The sequence below is a fragment of the Serratia sp. NPDC078593 genome (assembly GCF_050268245.1).
In the GTDB taxonomy this organism is placed as follows: domain Bacteria; phylum Pseudomonadota; class Gammaproteobacteria; order Enterobacterales; family Enterobacteriaceae; genus JBNNGK01.
In genome coordinates, this window is sequence record NZ_JBNNGK010000003.1 from 323,212 (window position 1) to 342,135 (window position 18,924).

Consider the following 18,924-nt stretch of genomic DNA (forward strand, 5'->3'; position numbering starts at 1 on the left):
ATGACAGGCAAAGATAACAACACCCACGACTTACATGAGTCAGCCCGGAATGCGCTGGAAGCTGAGTTGATGCAATCCGTCAGGAAACCTATGCCTACCGATGCCAATTCTGCTCGTGCCGCCGTTGAATGGCCGCTTGCCGCTGCTGTCGGCGATGGCCACCGCCAGGCACTGCGGAAAGAGGTGCTGAGCATTTTTTCCATGATCCTCAAACTGCCGGCGGAAAAAATCGACAGCGAGGAAAAGATATCGACCTACGGCGTTGATTCTATTGTCATTACGGAAATCATGGGGCGTATCGCCGGTGCATTGTGCGTGTCGCTTTCCGCCGCCATTTTCTTTGAGGCCAGAAACATTGAGGAACTGACCGATATCATCATGACGCGTTTCGGCCAGAATGTCGCGGCGCGCTACGAGTGTTCACCCGTCCGCAGCGATGACAGCCGGTCAGCCGCATTGGCGGCGGGCCAACGGCGTGGGCCGGCAGCAGCGGCAGACATCGCCGCCGGTGAAAAATCAGCCCGTCACCTTCAGGCGCTGTTGGCAAAAAGTCATCAACTCAAGCGACAACGGGAACGGCGCGCTGCGCCGGGCGATGAGGCCCGGCCCATTGGCGTACCGGCAAACGGGCGTTATGAGCCGATCGCCATCATCGGCATGAGCGGAATATTTGCGCAGTCTTCCTCGGTGGAGGCGCTGCAACGCCACCTTTACCAGGGCCGGGATTGCATCAGTGAAATTCCCAAAGAACGCTGGGATTGGAAAGCCATCTACGGCAACCCGAAAGACGGTGAGTTGACCAATGTTAAATACGCCGGCTTTATTCAGGATGTGGATAAGTTCGACCCGGGTTTTTTTGGCATCTCACCGCGTGAAGCCCAGACCATGGATCCTCAGCATCGGTTGTTTATAGAATCGGCCTGGCAGCTCATCGAGTCATCCGGCTATGCCCCTTCGTCATTAGCCGGAAAAAAGGTCGGGGTATTTGCCGGCATCAATTTGCAAGACTATGCCGAAACCGTCCTGAATGCCCAATCCCGCGATATTGTCGAGCTCACGGCGATCCCCCATATGTTTTGCCCGAACCGCCTCTCTTATTTGCTGGATGTGCATGGCCCCAGCGAAATTATCGACACCGCCTGTTCAAGTTCTTTAGTGGCGATCCATCGCGCCGTGATGAGCATTCAGCACGGTGATTGTGATATGGCGATAACCGGCGGCGCCAACCTGATCCTGAGCCCGAAAATGCACATTCTGTACAGCAAGGCCGAAATGATTTGCGAGGACGGCCGCTGCAAGACGTTCTCTGATCAGGCCAACGGCTATGCCCGCGGGGAAGGGGTTGGCGTCGTCATGCTGAAAAGGCTGTCCGCCGCGCAGGCGGATAAAGATCGTATTCTCGGGGTCATTATCGGCTCGGCTGAGAACCACGGCGGCGCCGCCACCTCACTGATGGCTCCCAACCCGAATGCCCAGGCTCAGCTGATTCGCGATGCGCACAGAAAATCCGGGGTTGACCCGCGCAGTATTACTTATATCGAGTGCCATGGGACCGGTACGCCACTGGGCGATCCTATTGAGGTCAACGGCCTGAAAACGGCCTTTAAAAATCTCTATCAGGAACACGGGCTGCATTCCACAGCGGCGAAACACTGCGCATTAGGTTCGGTGAAATCCAATATCGGCCATACGGAAACCGCCGCCGGCGTTGCCGGCGTCATCAAGGTGTTGTTGGCGATGCAGGATGAATATTTGCCCAAATCGCTGCATTGCCAGAATCTGAATCCTTTGCTGGAGCTGGAAGAGAGCCCGTTCTATGTCCTTCAGGAGGGCCAAACATGGCAACGGCCGACGATCGGTGACGCGCAGCAACCATTGCGGGCCGGCGTGAGCTCCTTCGGCGCCGGCGGCGCGAACGCGCATCTGGTGATTGAGGAATACCGTCAGGAACCTGACGAGCCGTTGTCCTTGGTCCTGGAGCCGGAAATCATCGTGCTGTCAGCTAAGAACAGCGAAAGGCTGCAGGTCTATGCGCAGCATTTGACGCAGTATGTCGCTCAAAATTCGGCTTATGTCGCGACACACTTCAAGCAGTTCGCCTACACATTACAAACGGCGCGGGATGCGATGCCGGTGCGGGCCGCATTCGTGGCCGAAGATGCGGCTTCGCTTTTGCGCCAACTGACCCTTCTGGCGCAAAAAACACCGGCCGCCGCCAGTGACGAGGCCATTTTTGTCAACAACGAAGGCGCGGAACGCGCTTCCCATGCCGATGCGCAGGATATCGCGCGTTGGTGGCAGAATCGGCAGCTTAATGAAGTCGCCCGGGCCTGGGTGGCGACCGGCGCGGTTGACTGGCGGCAGCTATACGCGGGCCGGCATTATCCGCGCCTGGCGCTGCCAACCTATCCCTTCGATCGCCGCCGTTACTGGATAAAGGACACGCAGCCGCAGCCGACGGTAAATGTCGCGGCCATCCAGCCGGCAAAAGAACCGATGAAAAGGGCCAGCCATTCAGAAAAGATCCGACTGCAGCCGCTGAAATCGAAGAAGGACGCTAATCCGCCGGTTGCAGTTGGCGGCGACGCGGCTTCGGCGCAGGCGTGGCGGCGCGACGAGCGGGGTGAACTGCACCAGGACCATGAATACAACGGGGCTGCCACGGTGAACGGTAACGGCTCCCCGCGCAGCGGAGAGAGGCCGCTGGAAAGCGTCACCGAAGCATTACGAACCAGTTTGGCTCGGGCGCTCTGTTGCGCCGAGGCGGATATTCACCTGGATCGCTCCTTCGCTGAAATGGGCCTGGACTCCATTGTCGGCGCTGAATGGGTGCATGACATCAACCGACAACTTGGTAGCGCCTTATCCGCTACCCGGTTATACGATTATTCCAGCGTTCGGCAACTGGCGCAGTTTATCGCGCTCAGTGGCGTGCCGGAACCGCGTCATGCCGGGGATAAGCCTCGGCATGACGGCCGGCAGACTATCGCCCCAAGCGCAGTTGCGGCATCGGCGCGCTCCGCAGAGCGGCAACGCGAGCCGGCTGCGGCGATCGCGCCATTGCTGAAAGCCAGCCTGGCTGATGCACTTTACATTACGGTGGAAGACATTCAGAACGATCGCGCCTTCTCGGCGTTAGGTCTGGACTCGATCATCGGCGCCGAATGGATCAATGAGATAAACAAGACGCTGGGCACCGATCTTTCCGCCACGCGTTTGTACGACTACCCCAACATTCAGGCTCTGGCGGAATATATTGCGTCACAATCCGATGGAGCAACGCCGCGCCCAAAACCGAACGCGGCCGTTTCAGCGCCTGAGGACGCATGTCCCGAGGTTCTGAAACCGGCCGCTCCCGTCGCGTCCGCACGCTCGGAAGAGACCGCCATCCCGCATCGCCGGCAAGAGAAAATTGCCATCATCGGCATGGCTAGCCGCTATCCCGATGCGGACAATTTGGCGCAATACTGGGATAACCTGGCGAACGGGCGCAATGCTGTGCGTGAGGTCCCCAAAGCGCGTTGGGACGTCGATCAATACTTCGATGCCGATCGTCGCGCGGAGGGAAAGGTGTATTGCAAATGGTTAGGGGCATTAACGGATATCGACTGTTTTGACCCGCTCTTTTTCTCGATTTCTCCCGCCGAAGCGGAAGGCATGGATCCCCAGCACCGACTTTTCCTGCAGGAAGGATACAAGGCATTTGAAGATGCCGGCTATAGCCCCGAAGAATTGAGTCACCAGAACTGCGGCGTTTATATGGGGATAATGAGCTATGAATATGCTCACCTAATGCTGAACTCCCCGCGGCCGCTGTCCGGCACCGGCAACAGCTTCGCCATCGGCGCGGCGCGAATTCCGTATTTCCTTAACCTGAAAGGGCCGGCCATCCCTGTCGATACCGCGTGTTCGTCTTCGCTGGTCGCGACCCATTTGGCCGTCACGGCATTACAAAACGAGGAAATAGACCTGGCGCTGGTCGGCGGCGTCAGCCTCTATCTGATGCCGGAAACTTACATGGGCATGTGTTCTGCGGGCATGTTGTCCCCTGAGGGCCAGTGCAAAGCGTTCGATGATGCGGCTGATGGATTTGTGCCCGGCGAAGGCGCCGGATGCCTGGTGTTGAAACGACTGTCCCAGGCTGAGGCGGACGGCGACCATATTTATGGCGTCATCATTGGCTCGGGCATCAACCAAGACGGCAAAACCAACGGCATTACGGCGCCCAGCGTCAACAGCCAGATCGAGCTGGAGAGGGAAGTCTACCGCAAGTCTCAAATTAACCCGGATTCGATCAGCTATGTGGAGACGCACGGTACAGGGACGAAACTCGGCGATCCTATTGAGCTTGAAGCGCTGACCTCCGTCTTCAGAGAGCATACATCGCGCAAGCGTTTCTGTGGCCTTGGTTCTGTGAAAAGCAATATCGGCCACGCCTCAGCGGCATCCGGCATGGCAAGCGTGCACAAAACGCTGCTGTCAATGAAACACCGGCAACTCGCGCCATCGCTGCATTTTATCAAACCGAACCAACACGTTAACTTCGAAGATTCGCCTTTCTACGTCAATACTCAATTCCAGCCCTGGAGACATGATGAAAACCAGCCGCGAAGAGCGGCGGTGAGTGCTTTCGGCTACAGCGGCACTAATGCGCATATGGTGATTGAAGAGTATCTGTCGCCGTCGGTGGCTGAGGCGGCGGAGGAAAAACCAAACGTGATCGCGTTATCGGCGATGCGGGCCGACCGTTTGCCGCTGATGGCGAAAAATCTGCTGGCCTGGATCCAAGGTGAGCAAACGGCTGGCCATTCCGTTGATTTAAACCGGCTGGCTTATACCTTGCTGAGAGGACGCCAGGCCATGACGGAACGGCTTGCGTTTGTCGCCACCTCGGTCGGCGATCTGCAAGAGAAACTGGGCCGGTTTATCGCCGGGGATATCGCGGCACCCCCGTTCTTCAGAGAAACGGTGAACGGCAACCCACCGGTACTTGAGCGCCATCAATGCGTCAACCCGGCGGATCTGCACGTGCTGGCGGCGGCCTGGGCCGCAGGGGCGCCGCTGCCCTGGGATTTACTCTATCCGCACCCTGCTGAAGGCGCTGAGCGCCGTTTCCCCCAAAGAATCAGCTTGCCGACGTATCCGTTTTACCGGCAGCCGTGCTGGTTCGAAGAGGTAGATACCGGGGTCTCGCCGGTACTTTCGTCAGACGCCACCGGGACAGGGCTGGCTGAAGAAGAAACGCCATGGCTACGGGCGACAGAGGCTTGGGTTGACCTGAATGCCCATGAAGACACGCCATGGGTTGACTGCATCGAGGCGAACCGCGACAGGCAAATTCTGGTGCTTGATCAGACTGCGGCAGACTATCGGAGCGTTGAGCAGGTTTGTCAGCATATTCAGCAGATCACCGATAACACTCAGCCACTCTGGGATGTACGACATATCGCCTTGCCGAAGGAAGCCTTAACGGCGGAGGCCGAGAGAGCCACGCTGCAAGAGGCGTTCTCGGCAGCGATCCCCCATCCCGATAAACCGTTGGCTATTTTTTTGTTCCTGCCCGATAGCCCGGACGCCGAAGCAGAGTATGGGCTGCGGCTTGCCTATCTTTGCGTGCAGGCCGTCCAGGCGGTTGCTCGGCTCAACCCGGTGCAATTCTATTGCTGTCACCGGGCGGACTATGATCGCGGCCTGACAACTGCGGCCGTGCAATATGAAGCGCTCTGCGGATTGCTGCGATCTGCGATCCTGGAAACTGTGGGGCATAGCTACCGGAACGTTATCTTTTCTCCGCAGACAGCCCACCGGGAGACGGCGCTTCAGTTGATGCAAACTTGGCTGTGCGATGGCATGACGGCGCCTGAAGCGGGCAGACAGACGCAGGCGATCAGCGCATCGACAGTGCGTTTCTCTGGCGGCCGGCAGTACGCGTTGCGTGTCAGTGAATCCGAGCGGCCTGAAACGGCGGAAGCGCGTTTTCGCACGGGCGCGACCTATTTAATGGTCGGTGCTCTGGGCGAAACGGGGGAGCAGCTTTGCCGGGTTTTAGGGCAGAACTATCAGGCAGAGTTGGTGATTTTCTCTCGCCGCCCAGAAAGCCAGGTAGCGCCGGTTCTGATGCGCATCCGAGCCTCTGGCGCCCGGGTTATTTATCATGCTGTCGATATTCTGGACATGGGCCAGATTAGCCAGGCGATGCAGCAGCTGAAATCTGAAGGCATCACCCTCCACGGGGTTGTGCAGTTGGCCCGACAGGTGAGCGACGGTTCTATTGTGAATAAGCCTTGGGATGCGTTTCGACAAACGCTGGCGGCGAAGGTCTCAGGTACCCTGAACATCGACGCGGCAACGGCCAATGAACCGTTGGCGTTTTTCATGATGTTTTCTTCCGTTGCCGCGTTCGGCATTCAAGGATCTCCGGATTACGCCTATTCCGCCGCGTTCCAGAACGCGTTTGCCCGATACCGGCAAAAACGGGTCGCCCAGAAACAACGGCATGGGCTCACGGCATCCATTTGCTGGGGGCAATGGGAAACTGACGGCGCCGTTGATGCCGAGCGGCTACCTGCACGTTTGGCACATCTGGTGCGGCAGGGTATGGGCAGCATTAACGCCTCGGCGGCGGTACGGCAGATACAAGCCGGTCTTGCAGAGGGGGCCACAGCCTTGGTTGCCGTGACCGATCGCGACAAGGCGAGAGTGCTGTTGGGGTTTGACGAACAGCAGACGCTTACCGTAAACGTCGATCGGGCGCACGCGACGGCAGAAGCGGTGCGACAAAACATCGAACGCTATCGACTGGGGGTATTAACGCCAACGGCGTTTGCGGATTATCTCTCTACCTTGTCCTTGCAGGATCTGCCGGCCGAGTTGCAACAAGAGGTTGGGGCCGCGATTGCGACGGCGCTGAATGAGCCTGCCACCAACACGGCGCCCATCGAAGCAGTCAAAGATGTCGGCGGGGCGACGCAGAGAGAAGGTGACGGCGAACTGCGTAACGTGCTGGCCTTCGGGATCGAGAAAGTCATGAAGCTGGGCGACGATCTTGACTGGGATAAACCCCTGCAGGACTACGGGATGGACTCGATTATCGCCATGCAGCTGAGCACCACATTGGAAAAACAGATGAAATTTCCCGTGCAGCCGAATTGGCTGATCGATCATCCGACCCCCAACTTATTGATGAAAAAGTTGCGTGAACAGGTTGGCGCAAGAGGGAACCGGTTATGAATACGCTGAATCAAAAGCTGGAAAATTTTTTCTCCGGTTACCACACCTCAGAGACCGAAGCGCGGAACGGCAAGCCTGAGACAGACGTTTCTTTTAGCTATCTGTTTTTTTCTGATGTTCGCAAAGATGTCTCGGATCGGGATAAATATCGTTTTGCCCGCGAGCTTGTTGAGTTTGCCGATCAGGCCGGGTTTGAATCGGTTTGCTTCCCTGAGCGTCACTTCTATGAATTTGGTTCTATTTACGCCAATAACGCTATCGCTGCGGCTTATTTTGCGCCGCTGACTAAAAACGTGCGCCTGCGTTCAGCCGCCGTGACCAATACGCTGCACCATCCGGTCGAGATCGTCGAAAACTGGGCGATGGTGGATATTCTCTCAGACGGTCGGGTTGAACTGGGTATTGGCAGCGGCTGGAACAAAGCGGACTTTATCCTGTCACCTGAGACTTATGACGATCGGGCTAAAATACGCGACCAGCGGATCCCGGTTATTCAACAGCTCTGGCGCGGTGAAACCGTAGATTTTCCCGGCCCCGGCGGGGAGCGTTTCCCAACGGTCGTGTATCCGCGCCCGATTCAAAAAGAGGTCGCCATTTGGTACTTCAGCATCTCGGAACCGGGTTTTCGCTATGCGGGGCTGCAAGGGTATAACGTCTTCGGCATGCTGCATGGGATAGACCTGCACGAGTTCGGCAAGTATGTGAGCAGCTACCGAGCTGCCCGCGCCGAAGCGGGGTTGGATCCTCTGAGCGGCCGGGTGACGCTGATGATGCACACCTTCGTTCATCCGGACATGGAATGGGTACAGCGGGTGGTCTGCGAACCGTTCAAGGCTTATATCCGTAGCAGCATTATTCCCCAGATGAAAGCCAGAGATAAGCATTTCGATAACAGCCAAATTGATCACATTCTTGATTACGCCTATGCGCGTTTTTTCAAAACCGGCGGCATATTCGGCCCGCTTGACGAATGCCAGAAACAAATTGATTTGGCGGTGGCGTGCGGCGTCAATGAAATTGCCTTTCTTCAGGACTTCGGCATGGATTACGCCTCCGTCAAAAACGCCCTTGGTTATTTGCAGCAATTAGTTGAACTTAATCTCAAGCGGGAGAAGTCTTTTTATGAGTAAGCAAGCAGCACAATTATCTTTCATTGCGCAGTGGATTAATAATCATAAAACTGCTTCTTCAGATTCGGCATCAACGCTGTTGGCTGCAAACGGGAATATCGAGCCTTTGGCGATTACCGGCCTGGCGGGATATTTCCCGCAGTGTATGAGCATTGCTGAGTTATGGCGGCATCTCGATGCCGACGATACGTTGATCACCACATTGCCGGCGCAACGCGAAGCATGGTATCGGCAAGGGGAGGCCGAGGGAGAAACGCCGTGGTCGGTGCTCGCAGGCGGATTTATTCCCGATATCGCCTCTTTTGATGCGGCAAAGTTCGGTATCTTACCGATCGAAGCCGAAGAGATGGACCCGCGGCAACGTCTGTTGCTGATGTCAACCTATCACACGCTGGAAGACGCCGGCCTTGTTCCCGCCTCCCTGAGCAAAACGCAGACCGGCGTATTTATCGGCTGCGAATCCAATGAGTATGCCGCGCTGATGGCGCGCCACGGTTATCGGCCCGAGTTCGGCCTGACGCAGGCCGACAGCATGATAGCCAACCGGATTTCTTACCAGTTTGATTTGGCCGGGCCCAGTGAGTTAATCAATGCGACCTGCGCCGGGTTCGCCGTCGCGCTTCACCGCGCCACTTTGGCGCTCAGAGCCGGCATCATTGATCGGGCCATTGTCGGCGCAGCCAATATCATGCTGGTTCCGGACGTGACCAACCGATTGAATGACGCCAGCCAGCTCACTCACCGTGGGCAGGTACTCTCTTTCGGCGAAAATGGGGATGGATTCATTCGATCCGAAGGGGTCGGCACCTTGCTTTTGGAACGTCTGGCGGACGTTGAGAAGGCCGGGCGACGGGTCTATGCCGTCGTCAAGCATACCCGGGTTAACTTCAACGGGCAAGGCGGTGTATCGATGGCGTCGCCGAATACGGATGCGCATTGTGAACTGATCAAAGACTGCTACCGTGAAGCCGCTATTGACCCACGCAGCGTGTCTTACATTGAAGCCCAGGGCATGGGGCTACCGGTAGCGGACATTGCCGAATGGACGGCGTTCAACCGGGCGCTGAGCCAGCTTTGCGATGAACAGGGGCTGGCGTTCGAGCCGGGTTATTGCCGGGTCAGCAGCTTGAAACCCCTGCTGGGGCACATGCATTCCGCCTCGTCACTGGGCGCCTTGTTCAAAGTCATCCGTAGTCTGCAAACCGATAAAATTCATAAAATACCGGGTTTTGAACAGCCGAATGACTATTGCGATACGCAAGACACCCCCTGTGTTTTTGCGAAAGAAACGCAGGCCTGGCCGGCAGGTGAACATCCCAGGATCGCAGCGATTCATAGCTACGGCTCCGGCGGCAATAATGCTCATATCCTGATTGAAGAATATCGCGGCGCTCACCCTGCGGGTGCCGAGTTTCCGGCGGCGTCGCCCCATTATGCCTTCGCCCGGGAATATTGCTGGTTCCAGCCCAGTGCGCGGCCAGCCCAAACCGAACGCATCCCTGACGCCCGGCGCCTGACCGAGGCTGAAGCCGACGTGCGCGCGACAATCGCGCGCCTGCTGGGCATGAAGGGCGCGGACGACGAAGCCTGTCGGCAGGCATTTACCGATCTCGGCCTTGACTCCGTCTCTGTTGCCGCCTTCGTCAGCCGACTGATGGCGGCGTACCCGGTTAAAGTGCGGCGTTCGGATTTGTTCAGTTACACCACGCCGGCGGCGTTAGCGCGTGTGGTTGCCGAACGCATGCAGAGCGGCGCGGCGGCGAAAGCACCGCGCCAAACCGCCGTTGCGCCGCGTTCGGCGCAGAGCGGCAATGGCGACATCGCCATTATCGGCATCGATATCAAGGTCGCCGGGGCAGAGAATGCGGCAGAATTTTGGCAAATGCTGCGAGAGGGCCGCAGCAGTATTGGGCCGGTGCCGCAATGGCGGCGGCAGCGCGAAGACCTGCAAATGAAAACCTCCCGGGGCGGTTTCATGGCGCATATCGATCGCTTTGACCCGCTGTTTTTTAAGATTTCGCCGCGGGAAGCCCACCATATGGATCCCCATCATCGCTTGCTGTTGCAGTCCGCATGGCGAGCGATTGAAGATGCCGGTTATGACCCGCATGCATGGTGCGGGCAACAGCACGGCATTTTTGTCGGCATGGAAGAATCAGATTACCCATTGACCGAACACTCTGCGATTACCTCTGTGCATACGGGAACGGCGCCGGCGCGTATCGGTTACTTCCTTGATACTAAAGGCCCTCTGTTGGCTATCGGCACCGCCTGTTCCTCTTCGTTGGTTGCCCTGCATTATGCCTGCCAGAGTATTTTGAACGGAGAAAGTGAATTGGCGTTGGCCGGCGGGTGCAATCTGATCTGCCAGCCGGAGCGTCTGTTGCACGGTTTGTCGCGGATGGGAGATATGCTCTCGCCAGACGGCGCCTGCTATGCGTTTGATCACCGCGCCAACGGCATGGTGGTCGGCGAAGGGGGCGCGACGGTGGTGTTAAAACGCCATGAGGACGCATTGCGAGATGGCGATGATGTTTACGCCATTATCAAAGGCAGCGCAATTAACTATGACGGCAAAACCAATGGCCTGACGGCGCCCAGCGGCGTTCGCCAGAGTGAGCTTTACGCACAGGTTTATCGGCAAAGCGGCGTTTCTCCCGATCGGATAGACTATGTTGTCAGCCATGGCACCGGCACCCTGTTAGGGGATCCCGTTGAGTGCAATGCGCTGATCGATGCCTTCCAGCGCGAAGGGGTGCAGAAGAAGCAGTATTGCGCGTTAACCTCGCCGAAAACCAATATTGGCCATACGCAGGCCGCGTCCGGGATCGTGAACGTCATCACGGCGGCGTTGGCGTTGAAACAGCGAGAAATCCCGCCGTCGCTGAACTATACCCAGCCCAATGCGGATATTGATTTTGCCGACAGCCCTTTCTATGTGAATACCGAACTCAAACGCTGGGATCGGGAGCGGCGTTTCGCGGCGGTCAGTTCTTTCGGCCACACGGGCACCAATGCCCACCTGGTACTGCAGAACGCAGAGGCGCCGGTGAAGCGCCTGGAGGAGCAATCAGGCCGCCATGAGCCGTATCTGATGGTGTTATCCGCTAAAAGTGAAGCTCAGTTGAAACAGATGGCGGCCAACCTGCTCGCCGCGGATGAACCGCACAGCATGCGCGATCTCGCTTATACCCTGCAAGTCGGGCGAACGTCGATGCCGCATCGTCTGGCGTTGTTTAGCGACGGCTGGCATAGCCTGCAGGAAGCGTTGGGGCAATATCTTGCCAGCGGGGCGGAAATAAGCGCTTCGCTCGATGTGTATTATGCCGACGTATCGGGAACCGACCGTTCCGCCGCCGCGCAGGCATTGCTGCGTGACGAGGGAGGGACTCACGGGCTTCAAACCGGCCAGACGCCGCCTCTGGCGCGCCTGCAACTGGCCGCCTGGCTGCGCGGTGAGACGGTGGATTGGGCGGCGTTATATCGCGATGCCGCGCCGCGCAGGATGCACCTGCCGACGTATCCTTTCGCGGAGGAACGTTATTGGTTCGCCTCGATGGATGAGTTAAACGCTCTCGCGCCGCGTCGTGCGGCGGAGGCAGAGCAGAGTGACGCCGTTTGGATTGCTCGCGAAAGATGGCGGGAGCAGCCGCTGCCGGATGCCGTGAATCTCTGCGCCGGGCATTGCAACCGGCGCGTGATTTGCGTCCTTCCCGCCGCCGTTCAAACGACGCTGGGGGCCGGCATTATGCAGATTGCAGGAGAGGGCTCACCGGCGCTGTTCCTGCATGCGGCGCAAACAGAAGCCGATGCCTGCAGCCGTTTCTTTGCGCAACTGAAGATGACTGCGCAAACGGCAGATGAACCTGAGTCGGTAAACGCGCTGTTGTGCGTCGTCGAACCTGAGACCGCGATGGACCAATTGGTGCCTCTGTTCCAGGGGGTGTTATCCAGCGGGCTCGAGGTCGGCCGTATTTTGATCGTCAGCGCCTTTACCGACGCTCTGGAGCGTTGTTACGCCGAGGCGTTGGTCGCTTTCGGCACCTCTTTGCGACGTGTTCTGCCGGAAGCAAACGTCTCGTTTGTCGGGTTCGACACGGCTCCGGGCGCTGAGCGCTGGCAGGGGGTAGCCGCATCGCTTCCCGCCGTCTGGGCTGAGCTGCAAAGCGAACCGGGCCAAAACGTGCTGTATCTCCAGGGCAAACGCCATGTGCTGGCGTACGAGCCGGTACAGATGGCCAGCGGAGCTCATGCCGTAAACAACGATGAAAACGTGAAAGCGGAAAGTTGTTTGAAAGTGGGCGGATGTTACCTGATTACCGGAGGGCTAGGTGGGTTGGGGAGGATATTTGCGCGCTATCTGTGCGAAAACTTTATGGCGAAGGTGATCTTGATTGGTCGTTCTCCGCTTGAGCCGGGTAAACAGGCGGAGTTACGCGCCATCGAACAACATGGCGGTCAGATTACCTACCTCCAGGCCGATGTGAGTGTGTTGTCGCAGATGGAGTCTCTGTTTGCAGACTGTCGGCGTCAGGGGATCAGGATTGACGGCATCTTGCATGCCGCAGGGGCGCAAACGCAGCAAACGCTGGCGGAGAAAGATCTCACCGGGGTTCATCAGGTGCTGGCGCCGAAAGTTCTGGGCGTTCAGGCGATTGATAACGCCTGGCAAAGCGTATTCGGGGCAGAACACGCGCTGGACTTTATCGTTTACTTCTCGTCCAGCGCCGCTATTTTCGGCGATTTTGGCGCCGGTGATTATGCCGTGGCGAATCGTTTCCAAATGGCTTACGCCAACAGCCGCCACCATGGCGTGCGGTCCGCCCGCAAGACGGTCGCTATCGGCTGGCCGGTGTGGGCAGACGGCGGCATGACGCAGGGTTCGGCCGAACGGGAGCAGGCGACGTCCTTTTACCTGAAAACCAGCGGCCAGCGCGCATTGCGCAGTGAAGAAGGGGTGAGGGTATTCGAACAGTTGCTCGCCGGCGAAGAGGGCGCGGCGCTGGTCATGGCCGGCCGGCCCGATGCGCTGCAACGCTTGCTGGCGGGAGGACAGCGCCAACAGCGCGCGAAAAATCGACCGGCAGACACCTCCGTTTACCCCCCTGAAATGAAAGGTCTGACGGTTGAACAGTGCGTGCTTTGGGAATTGCAGCAGACGGTGAGCGATATTTTAAGCATTGAGCGGCATCGTTTGCAGCATGACGTGAATCTGGCGGATTTCGGTTTTGATTCAATCAGCCTAGCGGAGTTTGCCGCCGCGCTCAGCCGGCGCTGGAAAATCGCTGTGTCGCCGGCTCTGTTTTTCGGGCATGCCACGCTGTCGCGGCTTAGCCAGTACTTTATGGCGACTCACGGGGCGTTAATGCACAGCTGTTACGGCTGTTCGCCAGGCGAGCGCGTGTCGGCAGACCCGAGCGTCCATGAGCTTCCTCCATCAGCCCGCAATCCGGGCATGCATACCCCGGCGTCGACGCCGTCTGCGCAGGAAGAGCCGATCGCGGTGATCGGCATGAGCGGCCGGTTCCCCGGCGCCCGCGACGTTGAAGAAATGTGGCGCTATCTGGCGGAGGGCAAATCGTCCGTCAGCCAGGTGAGCGAGGCGTATCTGCGCGGCCGTGACGAATCTTGCCGAGAGCATCGCAGCGCGTCGGCGCGCCAGCTGTGGTGCGGCGTCATGCCTGGCGTTGCGGAGTTTGACCCGTTGTTTTTTGAAATTTCGCCACGGGAAGCGCAGAACATGGACCCGGGCCAGCGCCAGCTTTTGCAGGAGACCTGGAAAGCGCTGGAGCATGCTGGTTATGGCGAACACTCGCTGCGACAGCACAGTATCGGTACGTTTGTCGGTGTCGAAGAGGGGGCCTATGGCCGTTTCACCGCGAGCGAGCAGGTTGAAATCACCGCCAATCATAACGGCATTCTGGCTTCGCGCCTGGCCTATTTCCTCGATCTGCATGGCCCGGTGCTGGCGATCAATACGGCCTGTTCATCCGGCTTGGTCGCAGCGCATCTGGCATGCGCCAGCCTGCGCAACCGGGAATGTGACACCGCATTGGCCGCCGGCGTCAGCCTGCAACTCTCGACGGAAGGTTTCGACATCATGGCGCGCTCAGGCATGCTGTCGGAGGACGGCACCTGCTATACCTTCGATCAGCGCGCCAACGGCATGGTGCCGGGGGAAGCCGTCGTGGTGCTGGTGTTGAAACGGTTATCGCAGGCAGAGGCCGATGGCGACCGAATCCATGGCCTGATCCGCGCCAGCGGCATCAACTATGATGGCAAGACTAACGGGATCACCGCTCCGAACGGCGTGGCGCAGGCCGATTTGCTCAAATCCGTGTATCAACGCGCCGGCATTAGCCCGGCGCAAATTGAGTATATCGTCACGCACGGCACGGGCACCCGCCTTGGCGACCCGGTTGAGATCAATGCGCTGAATGAGGCGTTCAAAGCGCACACCGATAAACAGGCTTTTTGCGCTCTGACATCGACCAAAACGAATTTCGGTCATACTTTCGCCGCCTCGGGCCTTCTGAGCGCAGTGAGCTTGATTGAGGCTTTGCAGCGGCAAATCATTCCCGCAAGCCTCAACTGCCAACAGGAAAATGACTACATCACCTGGGCGGAGAGTCCTTTCTACGTTAATAAAACAGCCCGCGCCTGGCCGAGGGTGGCGGATAAACGAAGAATGGGGGCGGTGAGCGCTTTCGGCATGAGCGGCACCAATGCGCATCTTCTCATCGAGGAATATGCGCAGGCGCCTGCGGCGCCAGAGCAGCAACGCAGCCATTATCTGCTCTGCTTGTCCGCCAAGACCGAGGAGGCGCTCTATCTCAAGGCCGGCGATCTGATGTCGCATTTGCAAAGATCGGAAACCGAGAGTCAGAGTCTGGCGGCGATCAGCTATACGTTGCTCCGCGGCCGTAGCCATTTCCGCTACCGCCTGGCTATCGTGGTCGCAGATCGCGAGGGCGCCATCGTTAGCCTGCAGCAGGCCGAACATGGGCAGCGCCCCAATCTGTTTCGCGGTAACGGTATCCCTCTGGGCTTCATCGGGCAGCCGGCCATTCAAAAACACGTCGATGCGTTGCTGCACCAATCACAACGCAGTGCAGGGCAGGAATATCAGGAGAATTTGTGCGCGCTGGCGGATTATTACTGCCAGGGATACGTGCTGAAAGGTGACGAGCTGTTGCCGGACGTGTCCCGTTGCGTTGTCTTGCCGGCTTACCCCTTCGCCCGTGAACGCTGTTGGGCGGAGGGTGGTGCGTCATCGCCGGCGCGAAGCGCCGCCGCACACGGCGCGCTGCATCCGATGCTGCAGGAGAATGCTTCAACGCTGGGGGAGCTGCGTTTTCGCGCTGAATTCAGCGGCGAAGAGTTTTTCCTCAAGGATCACCGGGTTTACGGGCAGAAAGTGTTGCCGGGCGTCTGCTATCTGGAAATGGCGCGTGCGGCTTATGCCAGCGCGGCCTCGCAGTCGGGTGCAACGCCTCAGCCGCTGCGCTTCAGCATGAAACAGGTTCTTTGGCTTCAGCCGGCGATCGCCGCACAACAGACCATGACTCTTTACGTCGGGCTGTGTGAGCAGAACGAAGGGCTTGTTGACTATCGGGTGTATTCGGAAAGCGAAGGACAGCAGCGGAGGATCCACAGCCAGGGCGTGATTGTGCCGCATCTGAATGACGCCATCCCGGCGCGCCGCTCGCTGGACGTGGAGCAGTTGAAAAGCCAGATGACCGACCCCGGCTATCTGCCGGCGCAGTGCTACCAAAGGTTCCGCAGCATGGGGCTCGAGTATGGCGAATCATTCCAATGCATTGAACAGTTGCTGACGGGAGATCGCCAAGTGTTGGCCAAAATTGCGCTGCCGAAAGCGGCAACCCTGCAGGGGCTCGGTTTGCACCCGAGTTTGATCGACGCCGCATTGCAAACCAGCCTGGGGCTGCATGGCTCTGAGCCGCGCCCCGACGCCGCCTATGTACCGTTTGCGCTGGAGCAGTTGGAGGTCTTTGGCAACATCGACACCCGGCTCTGGGTCTGGCTGCGGCTGGTCACAACCGATAACGCGGCGGATCCGCAAGTGCAAAAAATGGACGTCGATCTCTGCGATGAACGGGGGCATATCTGCGTGAGCTTGCGCGGCTTCTCGACCCGCATGCTGTCGGTAACTCACCCGTCTGAACAAGACGAGCCTGCGGTCGAGACGGCCGTTAGCTCACAGCGCAAAACGTTAAGCGGGACTGAATACTTCTTGCAAGATCACGGCGGGTTGTTGCCGGGCATGCTGTCGCTGGCGTGGATGAGCGAATTGGCGGCGGCGCATCTCCAGCCAGAAGATCCTCCGTCCGTCATTGGGCTCAAACAGGTGGTCTGGCGGCAACCCGTGGCGGTGGGTGTGCACGGAGCCGATATTGATTTGCACCTGAGCCGGGATCAACAAGGTTATCGCTGCACGGTCAGTTCGCAGGGCGCGATGCACGCGCAGGCCCGAGTGATGACCGTCTCAACCAGCGAACAGGTGCTTCAGCCGTTGCCGCTTGAAGAGATCGCGCAGCGCTGTCGGCAGCGCAGGGAACAGAGCGCCTGCGCCGAGTTTTTTGCGGCGGCGATCGGACCAAGGTTGCTCGGCATCACCCGCTATGACCAGGGGCATCAAGAAGCGTTGATCGCGCTGGAAACGCCGGGCGATGTTGACGGCGAGACGGTGGCGCTGCACCCAACCCTGATGAACGGGGCCGTTTTGGCCGCGATCATGTTGTCCACCGGCGGCGAGCGGCAAAGCGATCGCCCGCTGATGCCGTTTGGCCTGGATGAACTGCGAGTCCACCGGCCATTGCCGGGGAGCGTGTTGGCCTATATTCGCCAACACCCTTCAGAGAGCGGCTCTACGCAGCAGATCGTCAGTTGTGATATCTGGTTTACCGATCGCCACGGCCATATCCTGGTCGAAATGAAGGGGCTGAAAATGATCGCAGCGCCTGCGGCGTCGCTGGTCTTTGCCCGACCTTTGTGGACCCGTCAACACATAGCCGTTCTCCCGCACGCTGAACGGGCTACAGACGCGCCGCCATGTTTTATCCTGGCGCAGGGGCATGATGCGTGGCAAACCGCGTTGCAAACCGCCTGGCCTGCTTGCCGGGTCATGCGCCTGTCGTCTGATGCAGATCAGACACCGGCGCAATTGACGCTTTGTCTGCAGCAGTTGTTTGCCCAAATTAAAGAAAGCGCGCTTGCCTGCACGGAACAGGCCCAGCGGCAGGTGCTGTTCATACTGGCGGCGGAACCGGTTAACGCGTCGTGGCTGTCTGCGGCGGCAGGGCTGCTCAAAACGGCCCGCCAGGAACAGCCGGGCCTTAATGGAAAAGTGATCCGCTACCCGAATACCGCTGACGCGGCCATGCAGTTGCCGACCCAGTTGCGTGCCGAAATGCAGGCGACAGAGGGCGCCGTCGAGATTCGTTACGACGCGGCGGGGGGCAGAAGCGTGCGGGAGTGGCACCCAACCGCGCTGACTGACGCCGCCGATGTACCGCCGATGGCTGCCGGCTCCGTTATCTGGATCACCGGCGGGCTGGGCGGTATTGGCTATCAGTTGGTCCGTGAACTGGGGGGGCGCTATCAGGCTCGTTTCGTCCTGAGCGGCCGTTCCGCTTTACAGGGCCTCAATGAGCAACGCCTTGCGGCGCTGCGACAGCAGGGCGCCCAGGTGGCTTACTATCAGGGTGATGTGACCGATCCTGAGCAAGTTCGTCGTTTGGTGGGGCAAATTCTGCACGATGAGGGCCAATTGAATGGCATCATCCACAGTGCGGGTGTCACGCGTGACGCATTCATTGTCAATAAAACCGCATCTGAAGTACTTGAGGTATTAGGGCCGAAAGTCGCGGGTACACTGGCTTTGGATGAGGCAACCCGGGATTGCGATCTGGACTTCATGGTGCTGTTCTCCTCTTTGAGCAGCGCGTTTGGCAATACCGGCCAGGCTGACTATGCCTGCGCCAATGGTTTTATGGACGGCTTCGCCTTCAAGCGTAACCAGCAGGTTGCCGATGGTTTGCGGCGCGGAAAAACCCTGTCGTTGAACTGGCCGCTTTGGCGCGATGGCGGTATGGGAATTTCCGATCAAGCCGCTGAACAGCTCAGGCGGCAGTCGGGTTTGGTACCGATGCCCACCGCCGTGGGGATAGAGGCGTTGCTTCTGGGGCTGCACAGCCTGGAGCCGCAGTTGGCGGTTATGTATGGCGAAGCCGGGCAGATCGAGCGCCGGCTCTCGGAGACACGCGATCCGCTGCCTGCGGGATCATCAAGCTGCGAAGAGGCACCCCGGCAACGGGCAGGCGAAAACAGCTCGGTTCTGGTTGCACGCGTCCACACCATGCTGGTCAGCATGGTGGCTCAGTTGCAAAAGCTCGATGAGAACAAGGTTGAACTGGATATGGAACTGTCCAAGTATGGCTTTAATTCTATTGATTTCACCGAGTTTGCCGGCCGTCTCAATAAGACCTATGGCTTGACACTGATGCCGACGGTGTTCTTTGAACATTCCACCCTGCGGGCGATG

At 58.6% G+C, this 18,924-nt stretch carries 3 protein-coding genes (1 of these 3 only partly in view); all 3 read left to right on the forward strand.

What is annotated here, in order from left to right; genetic code table 11:
- Tightly spaced (each overlapping or abutting the next), the 3 genes in view from ACQKDS_RS05590 to ACQKDS_RS05600 form a layout consistent with a single transcriptional unit that may run on beyond the window.
- On the forward strand, nucleotides 1–7,230 hold the full coding sequence (locus tag ACQKDS_RS05590; protein ID WP_399666292.1) for a beta-ketoacyl synthase N-terminal-like domain-containing protein: 7,230 nt from the start codon (nucleotides 1–3) through the stop codon (nucleotides 7,228–7,230).
- On the forward strand, nucleotides 7,227–8,360 hold the full coding sequence (locus ACQKDS_RS05595; protein WP_399666289.1) for a MupA/Atu3671 family FMN-dependent luciferase-like monooxygenase: 1,134 nt from the start codon (nucleotides 7,227–7,229) through the stop codon (nucleotides 8,358–8,360). The genes ACQKDS_RS05590 and ACQKDS_RS05595 overlap by 4 nt, the downstream gene beginning before the upstream one ends.
- Nucleotides 8,353–18,924, forward strand: partial view of an SDR family NAD(P)-dependent oxidoreductase gene (locus ACQKDS_RS05600; protein ID WP_399666286.1) — the 5' portion only. Its footprint extends 9,270 nt past the window's final position; only the first 10,572 of its 19,842 coding nucleotides appear in the window; its start codon is at nucleotides 8,353–8,355; its stop codon lies beyond the right edge, outside the window. The genes ACQKDS_RS05595 and ACQKDS_RS05600 overlap by 8 nt, the downstream gene beginning before the upstream one ends.